The sequence below is a fragment of the Pseudomonas sp. RIT411 genome (assembly GCF_003057735.2).
GTDB classification, from domain to species: Bacteria; Pseudomonadota; Gammaproteobacteria; order Pseudomonadales; family Pseudomonadaceae; genus Chryseomonas; species Chryseomonas oryzihabitans.
In genome coordinates this window covers 154,269-173,537 of the sequence record NZ_QBIZ02000005.1, presented here as the reverse complement: position 1 = coordinate 173,537, position 19,269 = coordinate 154,269, and the positions used below count along the sequence as shown (strand labels likewise).

Sequence of the window (19,269 nt, the reverse complement as noted above, 5' to 3'; positions counted from 1 at the left end):
CATAATAAGAAGCCGACAGGCAAGCGCGGGGCAGTTTCGATGGACCTCTTCACCTATTACCGTTCCACCTCGTCCTATCGGGTCCGCCTGGCCCTGGCGCTGAAGGGGTTGGACTACCGAGCCGTACCGGTCAATCTGCTGTCCGGCGAGCAGCACCAGCCGGCCTACCGGGCGCTCAATGCCCAGGGGCGGCTGCCCAGCCTGCGCCTCGACAGCGGCGAGGTGCTGATCCAGTCGCCCGCCATCCTCGAATACCTGGAAGAGCGCTATCCGGCCGTGCCCTTGCTGCCGACCGATCCGCTGCTGCGCGCCCGCCATCGGGGTGTTGCCGCCCTGATCGCCTGCGATGTCCATCCGCTGCACAACGTCTCGGTGCTCAACCGCCTGCGCGGCCTGGGCCTGGAAGAGCCGGCCGTGCTCGACTGGATCTCGCACTGGATCGGCGAGGGCCTGGCGGCAGTGGAGGCGCAGATCGGCTCCAGTGGCTTCTGTTTCGGTGAGGTGGGGCTGGCGGATGTCTATCTGCTGCCCCAACTCTATGCGGCGCGGCGTTTCCAGGTGGACCTGGCGTCCTATCCACGCGTCCAGCGGGTAGAGGCCCTGGCTGGCGCGCATCCGGCCTTCCAGCAGGCACACCCCGAGGCGCAGCCCGATGCCCCGGTGCGGGTGGCCTCATGAAGCTGCTCGGCTGTCAGCTCATCCTGGGTGATTTCCTGGCGCGCAGCGTGCGTGGCATTTCCTGCGCGCCGCCCTTGACGGGTTGCTAGCCCGCGTTATCGGCAACGTCCGTCACGTCACCCGTCAAGGAGCCAATCATGGCCGATCTGTTTGAAAATCCCATGGGCCTCATGGGTTTCGAGTTCATCGAATTCGCCTCGCCCACGCCCAACGTCATCGAACCCGTGCTGGAAAGCCTCGGCTTCACTCACGTCGCCAACCACAGATCCAAGGACGTGGTGCTGTTTCGCCAGGGCGACATCAACGCCATCGTCAATCGCGAAAAGACCGGCCACGCCGCCTATTTCGCCGCCGAACACGGCCCCTCGGTCTGCGGCATGGCCTTTCGCTGCCGCGACTCCCACCACGCCTATGCCAAGGCGCTGGAGCTGGGCGCCCAGGCGGTGGACATGCCCACCGGGCCGATGGAATTGCGCCTGCCGGCGATCAAGGGTATCGGCGGCGCGCCGCTGTACCTCATCGATCGCTACGAGGAGGGCAGCTCCATCTACGACATCGACTTCGTGTTCCTGGAGGGAGTCGAGCGCAAGCCGGTGGGGGCCGGCCTCAAGGTCATCGACCACCTGACCCACAACGTCTATCGCGGGCGCATGGCCTACTGGGCAGACTTCTACGAGCGGCTGTTCAACTTCCGCGAGTTGCGCTACTTCGACATCAAGGGCGAGTACACCGGTCTGACCTCCAAGGCCATGACCGCGCCGGACGGCCTGGTGCGTATCCCGCTCAATGAGGAATCCTCCAAGGGGGCCGGGCAGATCGAGGAATTCCTCATGCAGTTCAACGGCGAGGGCATCCAGCACGTGGCCTTTCTCACCGATGACCTGGTGGCCACCTGGGATCGGCTCAAGGCCTCTGGTACCCGCTTCATGACCGCGCCGCCGGAGACCTACTACGAGATGCTCGAAGGCCGGGTGCCCAACCATGGCGAACCGGTGGAAGAGCTGAAAGCCCGCGGCATCCTGCTCGACGGTACCTCCGAAGGTGGGGAGCGTCGCCTGCTGCTGCAGATCTTCTCCCAGACCCTGCTGGGGCCGGTATTCTTCGAATTCATCCAGCGCAAGGGCGATACCGGCTTTGGCGAGGGCAACTTCAAGGCCCTGTTCGAATCCATCGAGCGCGACCAGGTGCGCCGTGGCGTGCTGAGCACCTCGGAGTAGCCCCTCCCGTAGCTCCACCGGCTTGCCCAGCGGTGGAGGCGCCTCTAAGGTGACGGCGCGCCATGCCGGCGTCCTTCAACCTCCGAGGTGGCCATGGAGCTAAGCCAGACCCTGGCGCAGGAAATCGTCGAACGCGCCATGCGCATCCTGCCCGGCAACGTCAATGTCATGGATGCGTCCGGGTTGATCATCGGCTCGGGCGATCCGGCGCGGCTGTTCAGCCACCATGCCGGGGCGCGGCAGGTCATCGCCGAAGGCCGCGCGGTGGCATTGGATGCCAGCGCTGCCGCGGGGTTGGCGGGGGCCCAGGCCGGTATCAATCTGCCGCTGTATCACCAGGGCGAACTGGTGGGCGTGCTTGGCGTGTCCGGGGAGGACGCCGAGCAGTTGCGCCTACCTGCCGAACTCCTGCGCCTGACCGCGGAAATGCTCATCGAACAGGCGGCAGGGCAGCCGCCCGCGACCGCGCGCATGACCACGCCGCTGCTGCGGCAGCTGCTCGCGCCCGGCGCCGCACCTGAACTGGGGCGCCATGCCACGCTGCTCGGGCTGAAGCCGGTCCTGCCGCGGGACGTGCTGCTGCTGGAGTTCGCCGTGCCGGCGCCGGGTTTTGGCGACTGGGCGCAGCAGCGCAGCGTCCATAGCTGGTGCCTGCCCCATGAAGAGCGGCAGTGGCTCTGGTATCGACCCGGCGCGCAGGCGCCCGAGGCGCTGCTGGAGGAACTGCCGGGGCAGGGCTGGTCGTTGCAGCGCAGCGCCTGGATCCCCGAGCCGCGACCCTGGACGGGGCTGGCCGAGACGACCCGGCGGGCGCTGGACCTGCTGGCAGTAACCCGGCGCCTGCGGCCCGACCTCATCCGGGTGACGCTGGACGACCTGGCCCTGCCGACCTGGCTGCAGGGCCAGGCCGAGTGCGCTCGCGGCGCCTGGCTGCTGGAACCGCTGGCAAGACTGCGCCGCGCCGATCGTGACGGCCAGCTACTGGCGACGCTGCGCAGCTGGTTCGCCGAGGACGCCAGCCCCCAGGCCTGTGCCGAGGCGCTGGGACTGCATCGCAATGGACTGCGGCATCGACTGGAGCGGATCCAGGCGCTGACCGGGCGGGATCCACGCCGTTTCGCCGACGCCGCCGAACTATATTGCGCCTTGCTGCTATGGGATCAGGGTTGGGCGAATTCACAGTCCTGACCTGTCGAGACTGGGCGTCTGTCCCGTTGCTGCCGTGCCCGATCCAGGAAACACTCGGCGCATAACAACGGAGAACCGCCCCATGAAAATCGTCATCGCTCCCGATTCCTTCAAGGAAAGCCTGTCCGCCGCCGGTGTCGCCAGCGCCCTGGCCCGTGGCCTGCGCCAGGCGCTGCCAACGGCGGAAATCCGCGAATGCCCTCTGGGCGACGGCGGCGAAGGCACCCTGGATGCCGTACTCGCCGCGACCGGCGGCGAGGTGCGCGAGGCGCGGGTGACCGGTCCCCTGGGCGAGCCGGTGACTGCCCGCTGGGGCTGGCTGGCCGAGCAGCGCACCGCCTTCGTCGAGATGGCCAGCGCCAGCGGTCTGGAACTGGTGCCCAAGGCCCGCCGCGACGTGCGGGTCGCCACCTCCCACGGGACCGGCGAGCTCCTGCGCGCCGCCCTGGATGCCGGCGCCGAGCGCCTGGTGCTGGCCATCGGTGGCAGCGCCACCAACGACGGCGGCGCGGGCGTACTCCAGGCCCTGGGCGTCCGGCTGCTGGACGGGCAGGGCCAGGCGCTGGCACCAGGTGGTGCGGCGCTGGCCTCCCTGGCCAGCCTGGACCTGACGGACCTGCATCCGCGCCTAGCGGCGGTGGAGGTGGTCATCGCCGCCGACGTCGACAATCCGCTCTGTGGTCCCCAGGGGGCCAGCCAGATCTTCGGGCCGCAGAAGGGCGCCTCCCCCGAGCAGGTGCGGGAGCTGGACGCGGCCCTGGCGCATTTCGCCACGGTCACCGCCGCGACCCTGGGCCGTGATGTCAGCGAGCAGCCGGGTGCCGGCGCCGCCGGTGGGGTCGGCTTTGCCGCCCTGGCCTTTCTCCAGGCCACCTTTCGCCCCGGCATCGAGGTGGTCGCGGAGCTGGTAGGTCTGGAAGAAGCCCTGCAGGGCGCCGATCTGGCAGTGACCGGGGAAGGGCGGCTGGACGGCCAGACCCTGAGGGGCAAGACCCCGGCGGGCGTCCTGCGCCTGGCCCAGCGCCACGGCGTGCCGGTGGTGGCCGTGGCCGGCTCGCTGGGCGAAGGCTACGACGCCCTCTATCAACAGGGCCTCGCCGCTGCCTTCAGTCTGGTACCGGGCCCGCTCAGCCTGGAAGAGGCCCTAGCCCAGGCCGAAGGGCTGCTGGAACGCACCGCTCGCGATATCGGTCGGCTGTGGCAGGCGGCGCAGAGCTGAGAGCGATCAGTCGACTTCGCTGGCCGGGTCTTCGAGGTGGTCGATACGCTGAAAGCGTTCCACCAGGAAGTCGATGAAGTGGCGCACCTTGGCCGATAGGTGATGGTGTTCGGAATAGACCGCATAAACATCTGCCGAAGGCGGTCTGGCGTCCTCCAGAACCCGACGTAGCCGCCCGCTACGCACGTAGCGGGCGATGTCCCATTCCGCCCGAAGCAGGATGCCGCGGCCCTCGAGTGCCCAGTTCAGCGCCACCTCACCATCGTTGCAGCTCAGGTTGCTGCGGACCTTGATGCTGCGGGTGCGCGACCCTTCGAGAAACTCCCAGACGCCGTGGATGCTGTCGTTCTGTCGCAGGAAGATGCAGTTGTGCGTTGCCAGATCCTGCAACCGTTGCGGTGCACCGTAGCGCTCCAGATAAAGCGGTGAGGCGCAGAGCAATCGGCGATTGCTGGCGATGCGTCGGGCGTGATAGCCCGCATCCGGGGCCACGCCGAAGCGGATGCCCAGGTCCAGACCATGGGCAGCCAGTTCCATGGGATGGTCGCTGAGCAGCAGTTGGGTCTCCACCTCCGGGTAGCGGTCGATGAAGGCTGCCAGCGCCGGGCCTATGTAGCGTCTGCCAAAGCCCAGGGAAGCGTTGATCCTCAGCAGGCCTTTGGGCTGGCTCCGGCGACTGGCGACCATGTCTTCCACTGCTTCGATGTCACCGAGAATGCGTCCGGCATGGCGGAAATAAAGTTCACCCTCGGGCGTGAGACCCAGGGAGCGAGTGGTCCGGTTGACGAGCCGAACGCCTAGCCGTTTTTCCAGTGCGGTCAGTCGTTTACTGATTGCAGAGGGCGTGATGCCCAGCTCGCGAGCCGTGGCGGCCAGGTTGCCCTGCTGGGCCAGTTGGTGAAAAAAGGTCAAATCCTGGGGACGACTCATTATCAACCTCAGTTCACGTAAGTGATGAGTTCAGGTGAATCTTAGCTCAGGTTTCACTACCTATACTCGGCCCAGCGCTGCCAGTCGGCGTCTCATCCAACGAACCAGAGCACAGGGCCCAGCCATGAAGAACTACAAGATCGCAGCCATTCCCGGAGACGGTATCGGGGTCGAAGTCATTGCCGCCGGCCTCGAGGTCCTCGAAGGCCTGGCCAGGCGCCTGGGCAGTTTCGCCTTTGATGTCAGCCACTACCCCTGGGATTCGGAGTACTACCTGCAGCATGGTCACTACATCCCGGAAGGGGGGCTGGACGAGATCAAGCAGGCCGATGCCATCTTTTTCGGCGCGGTAGGAAGCCAGAAGGTGCCGGATCATATTTCCCTCTGGGGCCTGCGGCTGCCGATCTGCCAGGGCTTCGACCAATACGCCAACGTGCGGCCGGCGCGGGTGTTACCCGGGGTTAAAAGTCCGCTGACCAACGGGCAGGCCATTGACTGGGTGATCGTGCGGGAGAATTCCGAGGGCGAATACTCCGGCAGCGGTGGTCGGGTCCACCAGGGGTTGCCCATCGAGGTAGCCACCGAGGTCTCCACCTTCACCCGCGTTGGCGTCGAGCGTATCCATAGATTCGCCTTCGAATTGGCCCGCAGCCGCCCGGCCAAGCACCTGACGCTGGTCACCAAGTCCAACGCCCAACGCCACGGCATGGTGTTGTGGGACGAGGTGTTCGCCGAGGTGGCCAAGGATTATCCGGACGTGCGTACCACCCGCGAGCTTGTGGATGCGGTGACCACCACCATGGTGCTCAAGCCCGGCAACCTGGACGTGATTGTCGCCACCAACCTCCACGCCGACATCCTCTCGGACCTGGCCGCAGCGCTCTCCGGCAGCCTGGGTATCGCGCCTACCGCCAATCTCAACCCCGACCGGAGCTTTCCCTCGATGTTCGAGCCCATCCACGGCTCAGCCTTCGACATCACCGGCAAGGGCGTCGCCAACCCTATCGCTACCTTCTGGACCGCGGCGCTGATGCTCGACCACCTAGGCGAGCGCGAGGCCAGTGCCCACCTGATGCGGGCCATCGAGGAGGTCACCGCCAGCGGCCTGCACACGCCAGACCTGGGCGGTACGGCCACCACGCGGCAGGTCACCGACGCCGTGCTGGAGCTGATCGCCCGCTAGCTCGGCGTTCCCACCCGCGGCGAGCCAGCGGGTGGGAACGCCTCAGCACTTTCACGGGCGACCGCCCGCCGGCGCGGTCGCTTCCATTACAAGAACAACAATGGATATCCCATGAAGCGCCTACTCGGAAAACTCTACGTCCAGGTCGTCATCGCGGTCATTGCCGGCGCCTTGCTCGGCGTCTTTTACCCGGACTTCGCCACCTCGCTCAAACCCATCGGCGATGCCTTCATCAAGCTGATCAAGATGCTGCTCGCGCCGGTGATCTTCCTTACCGTGGTCACCGGTATCGCCAAGATGAACGACATGAAGGAGCTGGGCCGGGTGGGCATCCGCGCCTTCATCTACTTCGAGGTGGTCTCGACCCTGGCACTGATCGTAGGGCTGGTAGTGGTCGATACCTTCAAGCCCGGCGCTGGCATGAACATCGATCCAGCCACCCTCGACAGTTCCGCCATCGCCAGCTACACCGAGGCCGCCAAGCATGAATCCTTCATCGCCTTCATGATGCAGATCATCCCCAACACCCTCGGGGATGCCTTCGCCAAGGGCAACATCCTGCAGATCCTGTTGTTCTCCATCCTGCTCGGCGTAGCCCTGGCGCGCTGTGGCGACAAGGGCAAGCCGATCATCCGCACGCTCGATAGCCTGATGCACGGCATGTTCGGCATCGTCAACATCGTGATGCGCCTGGCGCCGCTGGGGGCCTTTGGCGCCATCGCCTTCACCATCGGTAAGTACGGCTTCGGCTCGCTGTTCTCCCTGGGCAAGCTGATGGCCTGCTTTTACATTACTTGCATCCTGTTCGTCGCCCTGGTGCTGGGCCCGATCTGCCGCGTCGCCGGCTTCAGCCTGTGGAAGCTGCTCAGGTACCTCAAGGAAGAGCTGTTCACCGTGCTGGGCACCAGTTCGTCGGAGTCGGTGCTGCCGCAGATGATCCGCAAGATGGAAAACGCCGGCTGTTCGAAGCCGGTGGCCGGCATGGTCATCCCCTCCGGCCTGACCTTCAACCCGGACGGCCAGGCCATCTACTACACCGCCGCCGCGACCTTCATCGCCCAGGCCACCAACACGCCACTGAGCCTGACCGACCAGCTCATCATCATGGCTGTGTTGATGCTCACGTCCAAGGGTTCGGCCGGCGTCACCGGTTCCGGTTTCATCACCCTGGCGGCGACCCTCGCCAGTCTTGGCACCATCCCGGTGGCCGGCATGGTGCTGCTACTGGGTGTAGACCGCTTCATGTCCGAGGCTCGAGCGATCACCAATACCATTGGCAATGGCGTAGCCACGCTGGTTATCGCGCGCTGGGTGGGAGCGTTGGACATGGGACGGCTCAACGCCGCGCTGGATGGCCAGGCAATTCCCGCTTCGGAGCCGGAGGCTCAGGAAGGCGTGGCGATGGCCGAGCCGGCCCTGTCCAGTCTGGGTCGTAAGGCGCTCTAGCACGCCAGTGCTGGTCGGGCTGCGGGATTTAGCTCATGCTGGGCGTCCCGCTCCCGACCGATTACCGCCATGACCTCGTCTGCGCTCCTGCGTACCGGCCTGCTGGCCGCGGCTCTGCTGCTGGTACCTGCCGTCCAGGCGGCCATTCCCAGTCTCAAACCGGCCAACACCTGCGTGCGCAGCGCCTTCGTGTTGCGTTGCCAGGACGGGCAGGGGGGGTGGTACGGGGTGGCGGTCCAGGGCAACGACACCCTGATGCGGGGCTACGATCCGGTTTCGGGTCTGTCATGGGCGCAGACCAGCACCCGCCTGGGACGACTGCAGTTCTTCAGCGGCCTGACCAGCGACGGCAATCTCTGGCTGGGCCGCACCCGGCAGCTGGGCTGGAACGTCATCAGTCGCTTCTCCACGTCCCAGGGCGACCGCGCCCGTACCAGTTGCAATCGCGTAGCGGGATGCGAATGGCGTTGACCGGCGAGTCGTCGGAAAGCCCCCCGCAGATCCTGCCAGCAGGCGCCGATTTGCGCAGGAATCTGCCTGAGCGTCCCTGTTCTAGAGCATCCCAGCGGGCGCGAACTCCCTAAGCTTGAGGCATCACCCCTCACCCAGGCGCTGGAGTTCGCGACACATGACGTACAAGCCGAAATTCATCAGCTTCGACTGCTATGGCACGCTCATCAACTTCGAAATGGGACCCACCGCGAAGCGGCTGTTCGCGGATCGTGTGCCGAGCGAGCGGATGCCAGCCTTCCTCGACAGTTTCCGTTTCTATCGCCTCGATGAAGTCCTGGGCGATTGGAAGCCCTTTTTCGAGGTAGTGGAAAACGCCATTCAGCGCGCCTGCGCCAAGCACGGCGTGGACTATCGCGCGTCCGATGCGCTGGCCCTGTACCAGGCCGTGCCCACCTGGCAGCCGCATCCGCATGTCGTCGAGACGCTCAAGGCCATCGCCCCGCAGGTACCGCTGGTGATCCTGTCGAACTCCATGGTCGATCTGATTCCCGCCAGCGTCGCCCACCTGCAGGCGGATTTTCACGCGGTCTACACGGCGGAAGAGGCACGCGCCTACAAGCCGAGGGCGCAGGTATTCGAGTACATGTTCGAGCAACTGGGCTGCGGGCCGCAGGACATGATGCATGTCTCTTCGAGCTTCCGTTACGACCTGATGACGGCTGCGGATCTGGGCTTCATGGCCAGGGCCTTCATCGACCGCGGGCATGAGCCGGCCTGCGACGGCTATGGCGTCGAGCGCCTGACCGATATCCGCCAACTTCCGGGGCTGCTCGGTCTGCCAGGCCTCGTCGAGACCGCCTTGCTGAGGCAGGGATGATGATCGCCACCGCACAGCCAGGCGTCTCGGCGACCATGGAGACGCCGCCACCGACCCTCGCGCCGGACGAGGTGCAGCAGCTCGTTCGGCGTCTCTACGGTATCGATGGCCGGGTCGACCTGCTGTTGGGTGAGCGGGATCAGAATTGCCGTGTGGAGACGGCGGCGGGCGAGCGCTACGTGGTCAAGATCAGCAATCCGTCCGAATCCCTGGCGGTGGTGGATTTTCAGATCGCCGCGCTCGACCATATCTGCTGCGTGGCGCCCAGCCTTCCGGTACCTCGGGTGGTGCGGACGCTGGGAGGGCAGACGCACGCTACCCTGGTGCTCCCGGACGGATCGGCGACCTCTGTGCGGATGCTGACCTATCTCGACGGTGTGCAGGTCCGCGATACCCGCCGTACCGCTACCCAGCGCCGAGCGATGGGCACCTTCCTGGCCGAATTGAACCTCGCCTTGCGCGACTTCGAGCACCCGTCCGCGACCCACGATCTGCTGTGGAACGTTGCCACAGCCCATCGCCTGGCGGCCAAGGTCGATAGCATCGAAGAAGGCCCGCGCCGCGCCCTGGTCAGGACGTTCATGGCGCGTTTCAACCGGCACGTGCTGCCACTGTTGCCGCACCTGAGGGCCCAGGTCATCCACAACGACTACCACCTCTACAACGTGCTGGCCGCGCCCCAGGACCACGACCGCATCGTCGGAGTCATAGACTTCGGCGACATGCTGCATGCGCCCCTGGTGGGCGAGGTCGCCACCGCCGCGGCCTTCCACATGAGCGGTCCTGCCGGGAGTGGCCCTGCCATGAGCGGCCCTGCCGATCCACTCCTGGGCCCCGCGCAATTCCTCGGCGCCTATCACGCCACGCTGCCGCTCGACGAAAGCGAGCAGGAGATCGTTGCCGACCTCATGGCGACGCGTCACCTGATCACCGTGCTGATCTCGGAGTGGCGGGCCAGGCGCTACCCGGAAAACTACGACTACATCATGCGCCACAACGCGGCCTCGTGGGAGGCACTGACCTTGCTGGCCGATCTGTCTCGAGATCAGGCACGCGAGCTGTTACTTACCGACGTATGCACAGGACCACGCCATGAACAGCACCCCTGACCTCAACATGGTCAACGCCTACATACCGGGCCGCGTCAAACTGAACGCCGCAACGGCGGCCCTGATCGAACGCCGCGACGCCCTGCTCGGGCCGGCCTATCGGCTGATGTACGAGCATCCCCTGCATATCGTGCGGGGCGAGGGCGCCTGGCTGATCGATCCGGAGGGCCGCCGCTATCTGGACGCCTACAACAATGTCGCCTCGCTCGGCCATTGCCACCCCGCGGTGACCGAGGCGATCTGTCGGCAGGTGCAGACCCTCGCCACCAATACCCGTTATCTGCACGACACCATTCTCGAACTGGCCGAGCGCCTGCTCGCCACCGTGCCCGAGACCGAGCTGGCGCACCTCATGCTGACCTGCACCGGGAGCGAGGCAAACGACGTCGCCTATCGGATCGCCCAGGTGCGCACGGGGGGCACGGGCGTGATCGTCACCGAGACCGCCTATCACGGCTTCACCGATGCGGTCGCGAAATTCTCGCCGTCGCTGGGCGTCACGGTGGACCTCGGCGCCCATGTGCGGCTGGTACCGGCGCCGCGCGCCTACCATGCCGGCGCGGTGGATGTCGCTGAGCGCTTCACCCGCGACGTCGAAGCGGCGATCCGCGACCTGCAACGGCACGGCATCAAGCCGGCGGCGCTGATCGTGGACTCGATCTTTACCAGCGATGGCATCCTGCCCGAGCCGGCGGGTCTGCTGAAGGGCGCGGTCGAGGCGATCAAGCGGGCCGGTGGTATCTTCATCGCCGACGAAGTCCAGCCGGGCTTTGGCAGGACCGGCGAGCACCTGTGGGGCTTCCAGCGCCACGGTGTGATCCCGGATATCGTCACCCTGGGCAAGCCGATGGGTAACGGACAACCGGTCGCCGGGCTGCTGGCCACCGCTGACGTCCTCGCCGAGTTTGGTAGGAACTCCCGATATTTCAATACCTTCGGGGGCAATAACGTGTCCTGCGCCGCCGCCTTGGCGGTGCTCGACACGATCGAGAAGGAACGCCTGGTGCAGCATGCCGCCGAGGTGGGCACGCTCCTGCGAGAGGGTATCGCGGCGCTCGCCCACCGACACGCGGCCATCGGCGATGTGCGGGGGGTAGGCATGTTCGTCGGCGTGGAGCTCGTGTCCGATCGGCTGACCCGAGAGCCGGATCGAGCCTTGACGACCCGGGTGGTCAATCTGATGCGCGACAAGGGTGTCTTGCTCAGCGGCTGCGCCATGGGCCACAACGTGCTGAAGATTCGCCCCCCCCTGGTGCTCACCGCGGAACAGGCCGGCCTGGTGATAGAGACGCTCGACGCGGCGCTGACCGAAGCGCACTCTGCAGTTCCCCGCGTCTAGCGCTCACCGTTCAAGGCAGACCCATGCACCCTCCGGCGTCCCTCGATGCGTTCGATATCAAGATTCTCGTGTATCTGCAACGCGAGGGACGCTGTTCGAATGTCGAGCTTTCTTCCGCGATATCGCTGAGCGAGAGTCCCTGCCTGCTTCGCACCAAGCGACTGCAGGATGCCGGGGTGATCCGCGGCTATCACGCCGATATCGCCCTGGAGAAGGTGGGCAGTCATGTCATCGTCTTTTCCGAGGTCACCCTCAGCAGCCATCGACCTGCCGACTTTCGCACCTTTGAAGACGGAATCACCCGGTATCAGGAGATCGTCGAGTGCCACAACGTGAGTGGCGGCTACGACTATCTGCTCAAGATCGTGGTGCCGAGCATCAACTGGTTGCAGGCCCTGATGGATCGACTGCTGGAGGACAATATCGGTATCGAGAAATTTGCCAGTCGCATCGTCCTGCGCCAGCCCCTTCGCCAAGGCGGCTATCCACTGGAAACCCTCGTCAATGAGCGACCCAGCTGGGCGGATGAAGGACGCTAGCCAGCGTCTGGAACCCTGGCCTGACGGTGCGGACGGCTGTGTCGTGATGGCGCCTGCGGGGCTGGGCGGGTAAGGGGATGATCGCCGATTTCGCCCAGCAGAGCGGTCAGGCGACCGCCGGCGCTGGCCGGCGGGTGCGGGTGCTGCTGATCGGCCTGCGTTCCTGCCGCGGGGATACCGCTCGCGCGAGGCCGCGGTCACTCAGCCCAGCGCCTGAGTCAGCAGCGCGAATTGATCCAGGCCATCGCGGGACAGCGGCGCCTTGCCCCGGGCCATCTGCTCGACCTCATCGACCTGGGGAACGCCGATTTCGCTCAGCCAGGGATTGAGACCGCTGCGGGCCGTCACGTCGAATCTCACGTAGCGCCCTTCGGCGTGGCGCAGCAGGGCGAGGATCAGCGCCTTGGCCTGTTCGGTGGATTCGGCGATCACCGGGCCGACCGACAGGCCGCGGCCGTAGGGGCGCAGCAGGGCGAAGCCGCGCAACTGGCCCTCCTGCTCAAAGCCGACGATGCGCTCGGCCTGGGGCAGCAATTCCTGCAGCAGGGCGCTGCGGTCCAGGCCGGTAGCCGCCTGGGCCAGGGTCTCCAGCTGCGGCGCCGCTGCCGGACTCAGCTCGCGGACCTGGTCTTCCAGTGGCTGACGTTCAGCCATGGCCGGCAGACTCGCCACCTGGTGCTGATAGATGCGCTCATAGGAATCGAAGCCCTGGCTGCGGTAGAGCGGGGCGCCGCGCAGGGTGGCGACCAGCAGGGGCGTGCGGTTACCGGCCAGTTGCAGCAGGCCGTCCATGAGGCGGCGGCCATGGCCCTGGCCCTGGTGGCTGTCGGCGACGATCACCAGGCCGATGGTGGCAAAGTCGCCCTGGGGCACGCAGAACCCGGTGCCGAACACGCCCTGGTCGTCTTCCAGCACCAGGCCTTCGCCGGTGTGGAACAGGCACTGCCAGTCTTCCGGGCGATGGGGCCAGTGCAGCGCCTGGGACAACTGGTGGGCGGTGGCGAGGTCGGTTTCGCGCAGGGGTCTTAGGGTGGCGTGGGACACGGCAGGGCTCCGATTCGGGTCTGGCTGATTCAGGCGTCAGCCTAGCAAGCGGCGACGGCAGATTCGGTTGCCGAGGGGTGGACGCGCCACTGCGCGGCGCCGAAGGCCCCTGCCAGTTCGGCAAAAGATGGCGATCCGCGCGCCTAGCATGGGGCCAAGCCCACAGCCCTAGCGGAGCGCGCCATGGCCTCGTTCGACCCCAGAGCAATAGCGGTTCGTTGTGCCCATTTCAGCGGGGGACGCATCCGCGACGCCCGCGCCGAACTGGAGGTGTTCCGGCCTTCCGATGGCGGTTTCCAGAGCGGCCTGCCGTGTGCCTCGGCCGACCTGGTGGACGAGGTGGTGGAGGGCACCTGGCGCGCCTGGAAGGCCAGCGACTGGGCCAGCCGGCCGCCGCGCGAGCGGGCGCGGGTGATGCGCCGCTGGGCCGATCTGGTCGAAGCCGACGGCGAGATCCTCGGCCCGCTGGAAGCGGTGGGTTCGACCCGTCCGCTGCGCGAGGTGCTGGCCTGGGACATCCCCTATGTGGCCGAGGGCATTCGCTTCTTCGCCGAATTCGCCGACAAGCACGGCGGCGAGGTGGCGGCCACCGCCACCAGTCACCTGGGGCTGCAGATCACGGAACCCTATGGCGTGGTGGGCGCCGTCGCGCCCTGGAATTTCCCCCTGAGCATGGCCGGCTGGAAGATGGCGCCGGCGCTCGCGGCCGGCAATGCCGTGGTGATCAAGCCGTCGGAGCTGACGCCGTTCTCCATTTTGCGCCTGGCCGAATTGGCCGTCCTGGCAGGTCTGCCGGCCGGCATCCTCAGCGTGGTCCAGGGCGATGGCCGGACCACCGGCGACGCCCTGTGCCGCCATCCGCGCATCGGCAAGGTCACCTTTACCGGCTCCACCGGAACCGGTACCGCCATCATGACCGCCTGCGCCGAGAGCGGGCCCAAGCCGGTGACCCTGGAGCTGGGCGGCAAGAGTCCGCAACTGGTGTTCGCCGATGCCCCGGATCTGGCCCGTACCGCCCGCAGCGTGGCCGCCGCCATCACCGGCAACGCCGGCCAGGTGTGCGTTTCGGGGTCGCGGCTGCTGGTGCAACGGGCCGCCCTGGAGCCGATGCTGGAGGGCATCCAGGCGGCCTTCGCCGCCTTGCGCCCGGGGCCGACCTGGTCGGCGGAGGCCACCCTGGCGCCTATCATTTCCCACCGCCAGGGCCAGCGCATCCAGGACATCGTCTCGCGCAGTCGGGCGGCCGGCGCGGAGATCCTGGTTGGTGGTGCCCTGGAGGAGGGCATGGGCGGCGCCTACTATCAGCCGACGCTGATCACCGGGGTCGAGGCCGACAATCCCGCGGTGCGCGAAGAGATCTTTGGCCCGGTGCTGACCGTGCAGGTGTTCGACGACGAAGCTGAGGCCCTGGCGCTGGCCGACCACCCCACCTACGGCCTGGCCGCCGGGGTGCACACCGCCGATCTCGGCCGGGCGTTGCGCCTGACGCGGGCGCTGGAAGCCGGTACCGTCTGGGTCAATCGCTATGGCCGCAGCCACGACTGGATCATTCCCACCGGCGGCTACAAGCGCTCCGGCATCGGCAAGGACCTGGGCCGCGCCGCCTATGAGGCGACCCTGCGCAGCAAGAGCGTACTGATCGATCTGGAGCACTCCTGAGGCTTGGCCCAAAAGTCGCTGAGCGATGGTCAGGCAAGGCAAAAATCAGCGAGGAAGCGGAGTTTACGAATGGTAAATGAGCATTCCGAGATGATTTTTAACGCAGCATGGCCGAGCGCAGGCACTTTTCGGCCAAAGCCTGAGGTCGCCGCAAACAATGCTGGGCCCTACCGCTAAAACGGTTTTTTCTGTCTCCCGCGGCGCCTGAAAGCGGACAACTGTCAGGCCCGCCGGTGCTGTAATGCTTGCCAGGGACGCCACTGGCGCCCCGGCCTCTCACTCACGACCCCTGTCAAAGGACTCTTGCCATGACCGCCTTTCGGCCCAAGTACATCACCTTCGACTGCTACGGCACCCTGACCCGTTTCCGCATGTCTGACATGGCCCGCGAGATGTTCGCCGACCGCATTCCGGCCGAGGCGATGGACCAGTTCTGCAAGGACTTCAACGGCTATCGCTTCGACGAGGTGCTGGGCGCCTGGAAACCCTATTCGGAGGTGCTGTACTCGGCGGTGGAGCGTACCTGCAAGCGCTGGGGCATCTCCTTCACCGACGCCGAGGCCAATGCCTACTACGAGGCGGTGCCGAGCTGGGGGCCGCATCCGGACGTGACCGCGGGCCTGGCCAAGATCGCCGACAAGATCCCGCTGGTGATCTATTCCAACGCCGCCGACGAGCAGATCATGTCCAACGTAGACAAGCTGGGCGTGCCCTTCCACCGGGTCTTCACCGCCGAGCAGGGCCAGGCCTACAAGCCGCGCCTGCAGGCCTTCGAATACATGCTGGACAACCTCGGCTGCGGCCCGGAAGACGTGCTGCACGTGTCGTCGAGCTTTCGCTACGACCTCATTCCGGCCGACTACATGAACATCAAGAACAAGGTCTTCGTGAATCGCGGCCATGAGCCGAGCACGCCGTTCTACCGCAACACCGAGATCAAGGACATCGGCGGCCTGGCCGCGGTCGTCGGTCTCGAATAACCCCCTGAGCTGCCGGAGCGCCCGCCCATGAGTCTTGGCCCAGCATCGTCCGATTCCTACTGGCTCGCGACCGCGCCGGGCTTTACCGGGGCCACCCCGGGGCCGATGGCGGGCGAGGTGGATGTCGCCATCATCGGCGGCGGCTTCACCGGGCTCTCCGCGGCCGTCGCCCTGCGCCGGCGCGGTGCCAGCGTGGCGGTGCTGGAGGCCGGTCGGGTGATCGGCGAAGCCTCCGGGCGCAACGGCGGCCACTGCAACACCGGCGTCGCCCAGGACTACGCGGCCCTGCACGCCAGCCTGGGCGCCGAAAAAGCCCGGGCCTTCTACCAGGCCTATGCCGATGCGGTGGCCAGCGTGGAGGCGGTGATCGCCGAAGAAGGCATCGCCTGTGATTTCCACAAGGCTGGCAAACTCAAGCTGGCGGCCAAGCCGCAGCACTACGACAACCTGGCGCGTACCTGCGAACTGATCCGCCAGGAGGTGGATCCGCAGGTCGAATTGCTCAGCGCGGCCCAGGTGCGGGTCGAGGTGGCGTCAGATGATTTCCATGGGGGGCTGCTGCAGCACAACGGTGCCCAGATGCACATGGGGCGCTTCGGCGTAGGGCTGGCCGATGCGGCGGTGCGACGGGGCGCCCAGGTCTACGAGGGCGCGGCGGTGAGCGATCTGCAGCGCCTGCCCGATGGCAGCTTTCGGGTGATCAGCGCCAAGGGCGAGTTGCGCGCCCGCCAGGTGCTGGTGGCCACGGGCAACGCCAGCGTCGGCCCCTTCCAGTGGTTTCGCCGCCGCATCGCCTCGGTGGGCAGCTTCATCATCGCCACGGCGCCGCTGCCCAAGGCGCAGCTGGACGAACTGCTGCCCAATCGGCGCACCTATGTCACCAGCCGCATCATCGGCAACTATTTCCGCACCACGCCGGATCACCGGCTGATCTTTGGCGGGCGGGCGCGTTTCGCCCTGTCCGATCCGCGCCAGGACGCCAAGAGCGGCGCCGTGCTGCGCAACGCCCTGGGCCAGCTGTTTCCCAGCCTGGCCCAGACGCCCATCGACTATTGCTGGGGCGGCCTGGTGGACATGACCGCCGACCGTCTGCCCCGCGCCGGCGAGCAGGATGGCCTGTTCTACGCCATGGGCTACAGCGGCCACGGGGTGCAGATGTCGGTGCACATGGGCCGGGTGATGGCCGAGGTGCTGGAGGGCCGCAGCCAGGCCAATCCCTGGCGGGTACTGGACTGGCCGGCCATTCCCGGGCATTTCGGCAAGCCGTGGTTCCTGCCGCTGGTAGGGCTGTATTACCGGGTCCAGGATCGCCTGCACTAGCCGTCGCTCCCGCAACCGCCCGCCCAGGCCCTGCCACGCGCAGTGCCTGCGCGGGCGTTTTGCGTTTCCGCAGCCCGTCGGGCGCTGACCGGCGGCGCTGCGCAGAACCTGCTGCCACCGCAGGTTTTTCGCAGCCATCCAGTCTCCCGTCGCGGTCCGCACCGCGCTCCGCCACCCCAAGCGAAACGCCGCGCCAGCGCGCCAAAGACGGGCATGGCGGGCCCTGATGCGCCGTCGCGACGCACACCGCAAACAATGCTGAGCGGCTTGGTCAAAACGGTCTTTTCTGTCTCGCCGCAGGGGCAATTCGACGGTAATCGGCGAGGTGCCGGTGCTGTAATGAACCAGGCCGCATGACAAGGCGGCCAAGAGGACAGCGCCGTGCGCCCGGGGAGGGGTGTACGGACTGGTGACCGAGCCCCCAACGAGCGAGCCGACATGACCGAGAAAAAGACTGGAAGTCCCCTGATAGGAGCTGCTGAAAGCGTTCGGGCCTTCGAGGCCCTGCATCGGGGGCTGTCGCGGCGCGATGCGCTGCGCCTGCTGGGCGCCGCCGGGTTGCTGGCGACCGGGGTGGGTGGTCTGCTCGGCCGTGACGGCCAGGCGTTCGCCGCAGAAGATGCGGTCACCGGCACCCCGCGCCGTGGCGGTCGGGTGCGCGCCGCAGCGGCCGGGTCGTCCACCGCCGATACGCTCGATCCGGCCCGCGGCGCTTTCTCGGGCGACTATGCCCGGCAATACTTCTTCTACAACGGCCTGACCGTCTTCGACAGCCACCTCGAACCCCAGATGGCGCTGGCCACCAGTTTCGATACCCAGGACGCCCTGACCTGGACGATCAAGCTGCGCCAGGGTGTGCAATTCCACAACGGCAAGACCTTCGACAGCGCCGACGTCGTCTACTCGCTGTTGCGCCACAAGGACCCGGCGGTGGGTTCCAAGGTCAAGGCCCTGGCCGACCAGTTTGCCGAGGTCACCGCGGTGGCCCCCGACGAGGTGCGCATCCGCCTGGTGTCGCCGAACTCCGAGCTGCCCGCGGTGCTGGCCATCTCGCCGTTCCTGATCATCGCCGACGGCACCAAGGATTTTTCCACCGCTAACGGCACCGGACCCTTCAAGGTCAAGGAATTCAAGCCGGGCGTGCGCACCGTGGGCGTGCGCAACGAAAACTACTGGAAGTCCGGCAAGCCCTATCTGGACGAGATCGAGCTGATCGGCATCGGCGACGAGCCCTCGCGGGTCAACGCCCTGCTGGCCGGCGACGTCCAGCTCACCGTGTCGGTGGATCCGCGCTCCGCCGAACGTCTCAAGCAGAGCGGCAAGCTCAAGGTGGTGGCCAACACCTCGGGTGGCTACACCGACCTGATCATGCGCATTCCCAACCGGCCGTTCAACGATCCCAACGTGGTCGAGGGCATGAAGCTGCTGTTCGACCGCGAGCAGATCCTCAAGTCGGTGTTCCTCGGCTACGGCACCATCGGCAACGACCAGCCGATCATGCCGGGCACACCCTATTACGCGGCGGATCTGCCCCAGCGGCCCTACGATCCGGACAAGGCCAAGTTCCTCTTCCAGAAGGCCGGCATCGCCGGCGCACGGATGCCGCTGGTGACCTCGACCGCCGCCGACAACGCCAACGAGATGGCCCTGCTGCTGCAGCAGTCGGCGCGCCAGGCCGGCCTCAACCTGATGGTTAATCGGGTCAGCGCCGACGGCTACTGGGACAACCACTGGATGAAGGACCCGCTGGGCTTTGGCAACATCAACGCCCGGCCCACCGCCAACATCCTGCTGTCGCAATTCTTCAAGTCCGATGCGCCCTGGAACGAATCCGGCTGGAAGAACGAACAGTTCGACCAGTTGCTGGTGGCCTCCCGCGGCGAGACGGACGTCGCCAAGCGCAAGCAGATGTACGCCGACATGCAGCTGCTGATCCACCAGCACAGCGGCATCGGCCTGCCGATCTTCACCAGCTCCATCGATGCCCATTCGCCCAAGCTCGGTGGCTACGGAATCATCCCCATCGGTGGCTTCATGGGTTACATGTTCGCCGAGCACGTCTGGCTGGAGGCCTGACGCTCGTTGCCT

17 protein-coding genes are annotated in these 19,269 nt (G+C 66.5%); 15 read left to right on the top strand and 2 right to left on the bottom strand.

The window, feature by feature from the left end; all coding sequences use genetic code 11:
• Positions 1-39: 39 nt before the first annotated feature.
• From maiA to DBY63_RS09745, 4 genes are all read left to right on the top strand, one after another.
• Complete coding sequence (gene maiA, locus DBY63_RS09760; protein WP_108581787.1) at positions 40-678, top strand: maleylacetoacetate isomerase; 639 nt, start codon at positions 40-42, stop codon at positions 676-678.
• 137 nt (positions 679-815) lie between these two features.
• Entirely contained in the window at positions 816-1,895 is a 1,080-nt protein-coding gene (gene hppD / locus DBY63_RS09755; protein WP_108581786.1) for a 4-hydroxyphenylpyruvate dioxygenase, read from the top strand.
• 93 nt (positions 1,896-1,988) lie between these two features.
• Complete coding sequence (locus DBY63_RS09750; RefSeq protein ID WP_074583637.1) at positions 1,989-3,083, top strand: sugar diacid recognition domain-containing protein; 1,095 nt, start codon at positions 1,989-1,991, stop codon at positions 3,081-3,083.
• An 82-nt stretch (positions 3,084-3,165) separates the two neighbouring features.
• Positions 3,166-4,302, top strand: coding sequence for a glycerate kinase (locus tag DBY63_RS09745; RefSeq protein ID WP_108581785.1), 1,137 nt, complete (start codon positions 3,166-3,168; stop codon positions 4,300-4,302).
• A gap of 6 nt (positions 4,303-4,308) precedes the next feature.
• Here DBY63_RS09745 and DBY63_RS09740 read toward each other — a convergent pair whose 3' ends face one another.
• Positions 4,309-5,232, bottom strand: a complete 924-nt coding sequence (locus DBY63_RS09740; protein ID WP_027599269.1) for a LysR family transcriptional regulator — start codon at positions 5,230-5,232, stop codon at positions 4,309-4,311.
• 124 nt (positions 5,233-5,356) lie between these two features.
• Here DBY63_RS09740 and DBY63_RS09735 point away from each other — a divergent pair, with 124 nt between their 5' ends.
• The 7 genes from DBY63_RS09735 to DBY63_RS09705 all read left to right on the top strand — a co-directional run bounded on the left by DBY63_RS09735 (position 5,357) and on the right by DBY63_RS09705 (position 12,178).
• A complete protein-coding gene (locus tag DBY63_RS09735) occupies positions 5,357-6,415 on the top strand; it encodes a tartrate dehydrogenase (protein WP_042134281.1) in 1,059 nt (352 codons plus the stop codon).
• A gap of 111 nt (positions 6,416-6,526) precedes the next feature.
• Positions 6,527-7,861: a dicarboxylate/amino acid:cation symporter gene (locus DBY63_RS09730; RefSeq protein ID WP_027599271.1), complete on the top strand. Its 1,335-nt coding sequence runs from the start codon at positions 6,527-6,529 to the stop codon at positions 7,859-7,861.
• 69 nt (positions 7,862-7,930) lie between these two features.
• The gene (locus DBY63_RS09725; protein ID WP_027599272.1) at positions 7,931-8,332 is read left to right on the top strand and encodes a hypothetical protein; all 402 of its coding nucleotides are present in this window, start codon (positions 7,931-7,933) and stop codon (positions 8,330-8,332) included.
• 157 nt (positions 8,333-8,489) lie between these two features.
• Positions 8,490-9,191 (top strand): haloacid dehalogenase type II, encoded by a 702-nt coding sequence (locus tag DBY63_RS09720; protein WP_108581784.1) that lies wholly within the window; start codon positions 8,490-8,492, stop codon positions 9,189-9,191.
• Positions 9,188-10,300, top strand: coding sequence for a phosphotransferase (locus tag DBY63_RS09715; RefSeq protein ID WP_108581783.1), 1,113 nt, complete (start codon positions 9,188-9,190; stop codon positions 10,298-10,300). Before DBY63_RS09720 ends, DBY63_RS09715 begins: the two co-directional genes overlap by 4 nt.
• Positions 10,284-11,639: an aspartate aminotransferase family protein gene (locus tag DBY63_RS09710; RefSeq protein WP_044341812.1), complete on the top strand. Its 1,356-nt coding sequence runs from the start codon at positions 10,284-10,286 to the stop codon at positions 11,637-11,639. The genes DBY63_RS09715 and DBY63_RS09710 overlap by 17 nt, the downstream gene beginning before the upstream one ends.
• Before the next feature lie 23 nt (positions 11,640-11,662).
• On the top strand, positions 11,663-12,178 hold the full coding sequence (locus tag DBY63_RS09705; protein WP_044341813.1) for an Lrp/AsnC family transcriptional regulator: 516 nt from the start codon (positions 11,663-11,665) through the stop codon (positions 12,176-12,178).
• Positions 12,179-12,379: 201 nt separating this feature from the next.
• On the opposite strand, the gene DBY63_RS09700 is transcribed toward DBY63_RS09705, so the two are convergent.
• A complete protein-coding gene (locus tag DBY63_RS09700) occupies positions 12,380-13,222 on the bottom strand; it encodes a GNAT family N-acetyltransferase (protein ID WP_027602374.1) in 843 nt (280 codons plus the stop codon).
• A gap of 183 nt (positions 13,223-13,405) precedes the next feature.
• On the opposite strand from DBY63_RS09700, the gene DBY63_RS09695 reads away from it, so the two are divergent.
• The 4 genes from DBY63_RS09695 (at position 13,406) to DBY63_RS09680 (ending at position 19,257) form a co-directional block, all read left to right on the top strand.
• On the top strand, positions 13,406-14,881 hold the full coding sequence (locus DBY63_RS09695; RefSeq protein ID WP_027602373.1) for an aldehyde dehydrogenase family protein: 1,476 nt from the start codon (positions 13,406-13,408) through the stop codon (positions 14,879-14,881).
• A gap of 308 nt (positions 14,882-15,189) precedes the next feature.
• A complete protein-coding gene (locus tag DBY63_RS09690) occupies positions 15,190-15,861 on the top strand; it encodes a haloacid dehalogenase type II (protein WP_027599278.1) in 672 nt (223 codons plus the stop codon).
• A 27-nt stretch (positions 15,862-15,888) separates the two neighbouring features.
• Positions 15,889-17,181 carry an FAD-binding oxidoreductase gene (locus DBY63_RS09685; protein WP_108581782.1) on the top strand — a complete coding sequence of 431 codons (1,293 nt, stop codon included), beginning with the start codon at positions 15,889-15,891 and terminating at the stop codon, positions 17,179-17,181.
• Positions 17,182-17,619: 438 nt separating this feature from the next.
• Positions 17,620-19,257, top strand: a complete 1,638-nt coding sequence (locus DBY63_RS09680) for an ABC transporter substrate-binding protein (RefSeq protein WP_108581781.1) — start codon at positions 17,620-17,622, stop codon at positions 19,255-19,257.
• Positions 19,258-19,269 lie beyond the last annotated feature (12 nt).

What these genes read in the sequence shown, in the direction of transcription:
- DBY63_RS09740 (WP_027599269.1), bottom strand. Translation starts at nt 5,232, where the DNA reads ATGAGTCGTCCCCAGGATTTGACCTTTTTTCACCAACTGGCCCAGCAG.
- DBY63_RS09735 (WP_042134281.1), top strand. Translation starts at nt 5,357, where the DNA reads ATGAAGAACTACAAGATCGCAGCCATTCCCGGAGACGGTATCGGGGTC.
- DBY63_RS09680 (WP_108581781.1), top strand. Translation starts at nt 17,620, where the DNA reads ATGACCGAGAAAAAGACTGGAAGTCCCCTGATAGGAGCTGCTGAAAGC.
- DBY63_RS09690 (WP_027599278.1), top strand. Translation starts at nt 15,190, where the DNA reads ATGACCGCCTTTCGGCCCAAGTACATCACCTTCGACTGCTACGGCACC.
- DBY63_RS09710 (WP_044341812.1), top strand. Translation starts at nt 10,284, where the DNA reads ATGAACAGCACCCCTGACCTCAACATGGTCAACGCCTACATACCGGGC.
- DBY63_RS09725 (WP_027599272.1), top strand. Translation starts at nt 7,931, where the DNA reads ATGACCTCGTCTGCGCTCCTGCGTACCGGCCTGCTGGCCGCGGCTCTG.
- DBY63_RS09730 (WP_027599271.1), top strand. Translation starts at nt 6,527, where the DNA reads ATGAAGCGCCTACTCGGAAAACTCTACGTCCAGGTCGTCATCGCGGTC.
- DBY63_RS09705 (WP_044341813.1), top strand. Translation starts at nt 11,663, where the DNA reads ATGCACCCTCCGGCGTCCCTCGATGCGTTCGATATCAAGATTCTCGTG.
- DBY63_RS09715 (WP_108581783.1), top strand. Translation starts at nt 9,188, where the DNA reads ATGATGATCGCCACCGCACAGCCAGGCGTCTCGGCGACCATGGAGACG.
- DBY63_RS09745 (WP_108581785.1), top strand. Translation starts at nt 3,166, where the DNA reads ATGAAAATCGTCATCGCTCCCGATTCCTTCAAGGAAAGCCTGTCCGCC.
- maiA (WP_108581787.1), top strand. Translation starts at nt 40, where the DNA reads ATGGACCTCTTCACCTATTACCGTTCCACCTCGTCCTATCGGGTCCGC.
- DBY63_RS09720 (WP_108581784.1), top strand. Translation starts at nt 8,490, where the DNA reads ATGACGTACAAGCCGAAATTCATCAGCTTCGACTGCTATGGCACGCTC.
- DBY63_RS09695 (WP_027602373.1), top strand. Translation starts at nt 13,406, where the DNA reads ATGGCCTCGTTCGACCCCAGAGCAATAGCGGTTCGTTGTGCCCATTTC.
- DBY63_RS09750 (WP_074583637.1), top strand. Translation starts at nt 1,989, where the DNA reads ATGGAGCTAAGCCAGACCCTGGCGCAGGAAATCGTCGAACGCGCCATG.
- hppD (WP_108581786.1), top strand. Translation starts at nt 816, where the DNA reads ATGGCCGATCTGTTTGAAAATCCCATGGGCCTCATGGGTTTCGAGTTC.
- DBY63_RS09685 (WP_108581782.1), top strand. Translation starts at nt 15,889, where the DNA reads ATGAGTCTTGGCCCAGCATCGTCCGATTCCTACTGGCTCGCGACCGCG.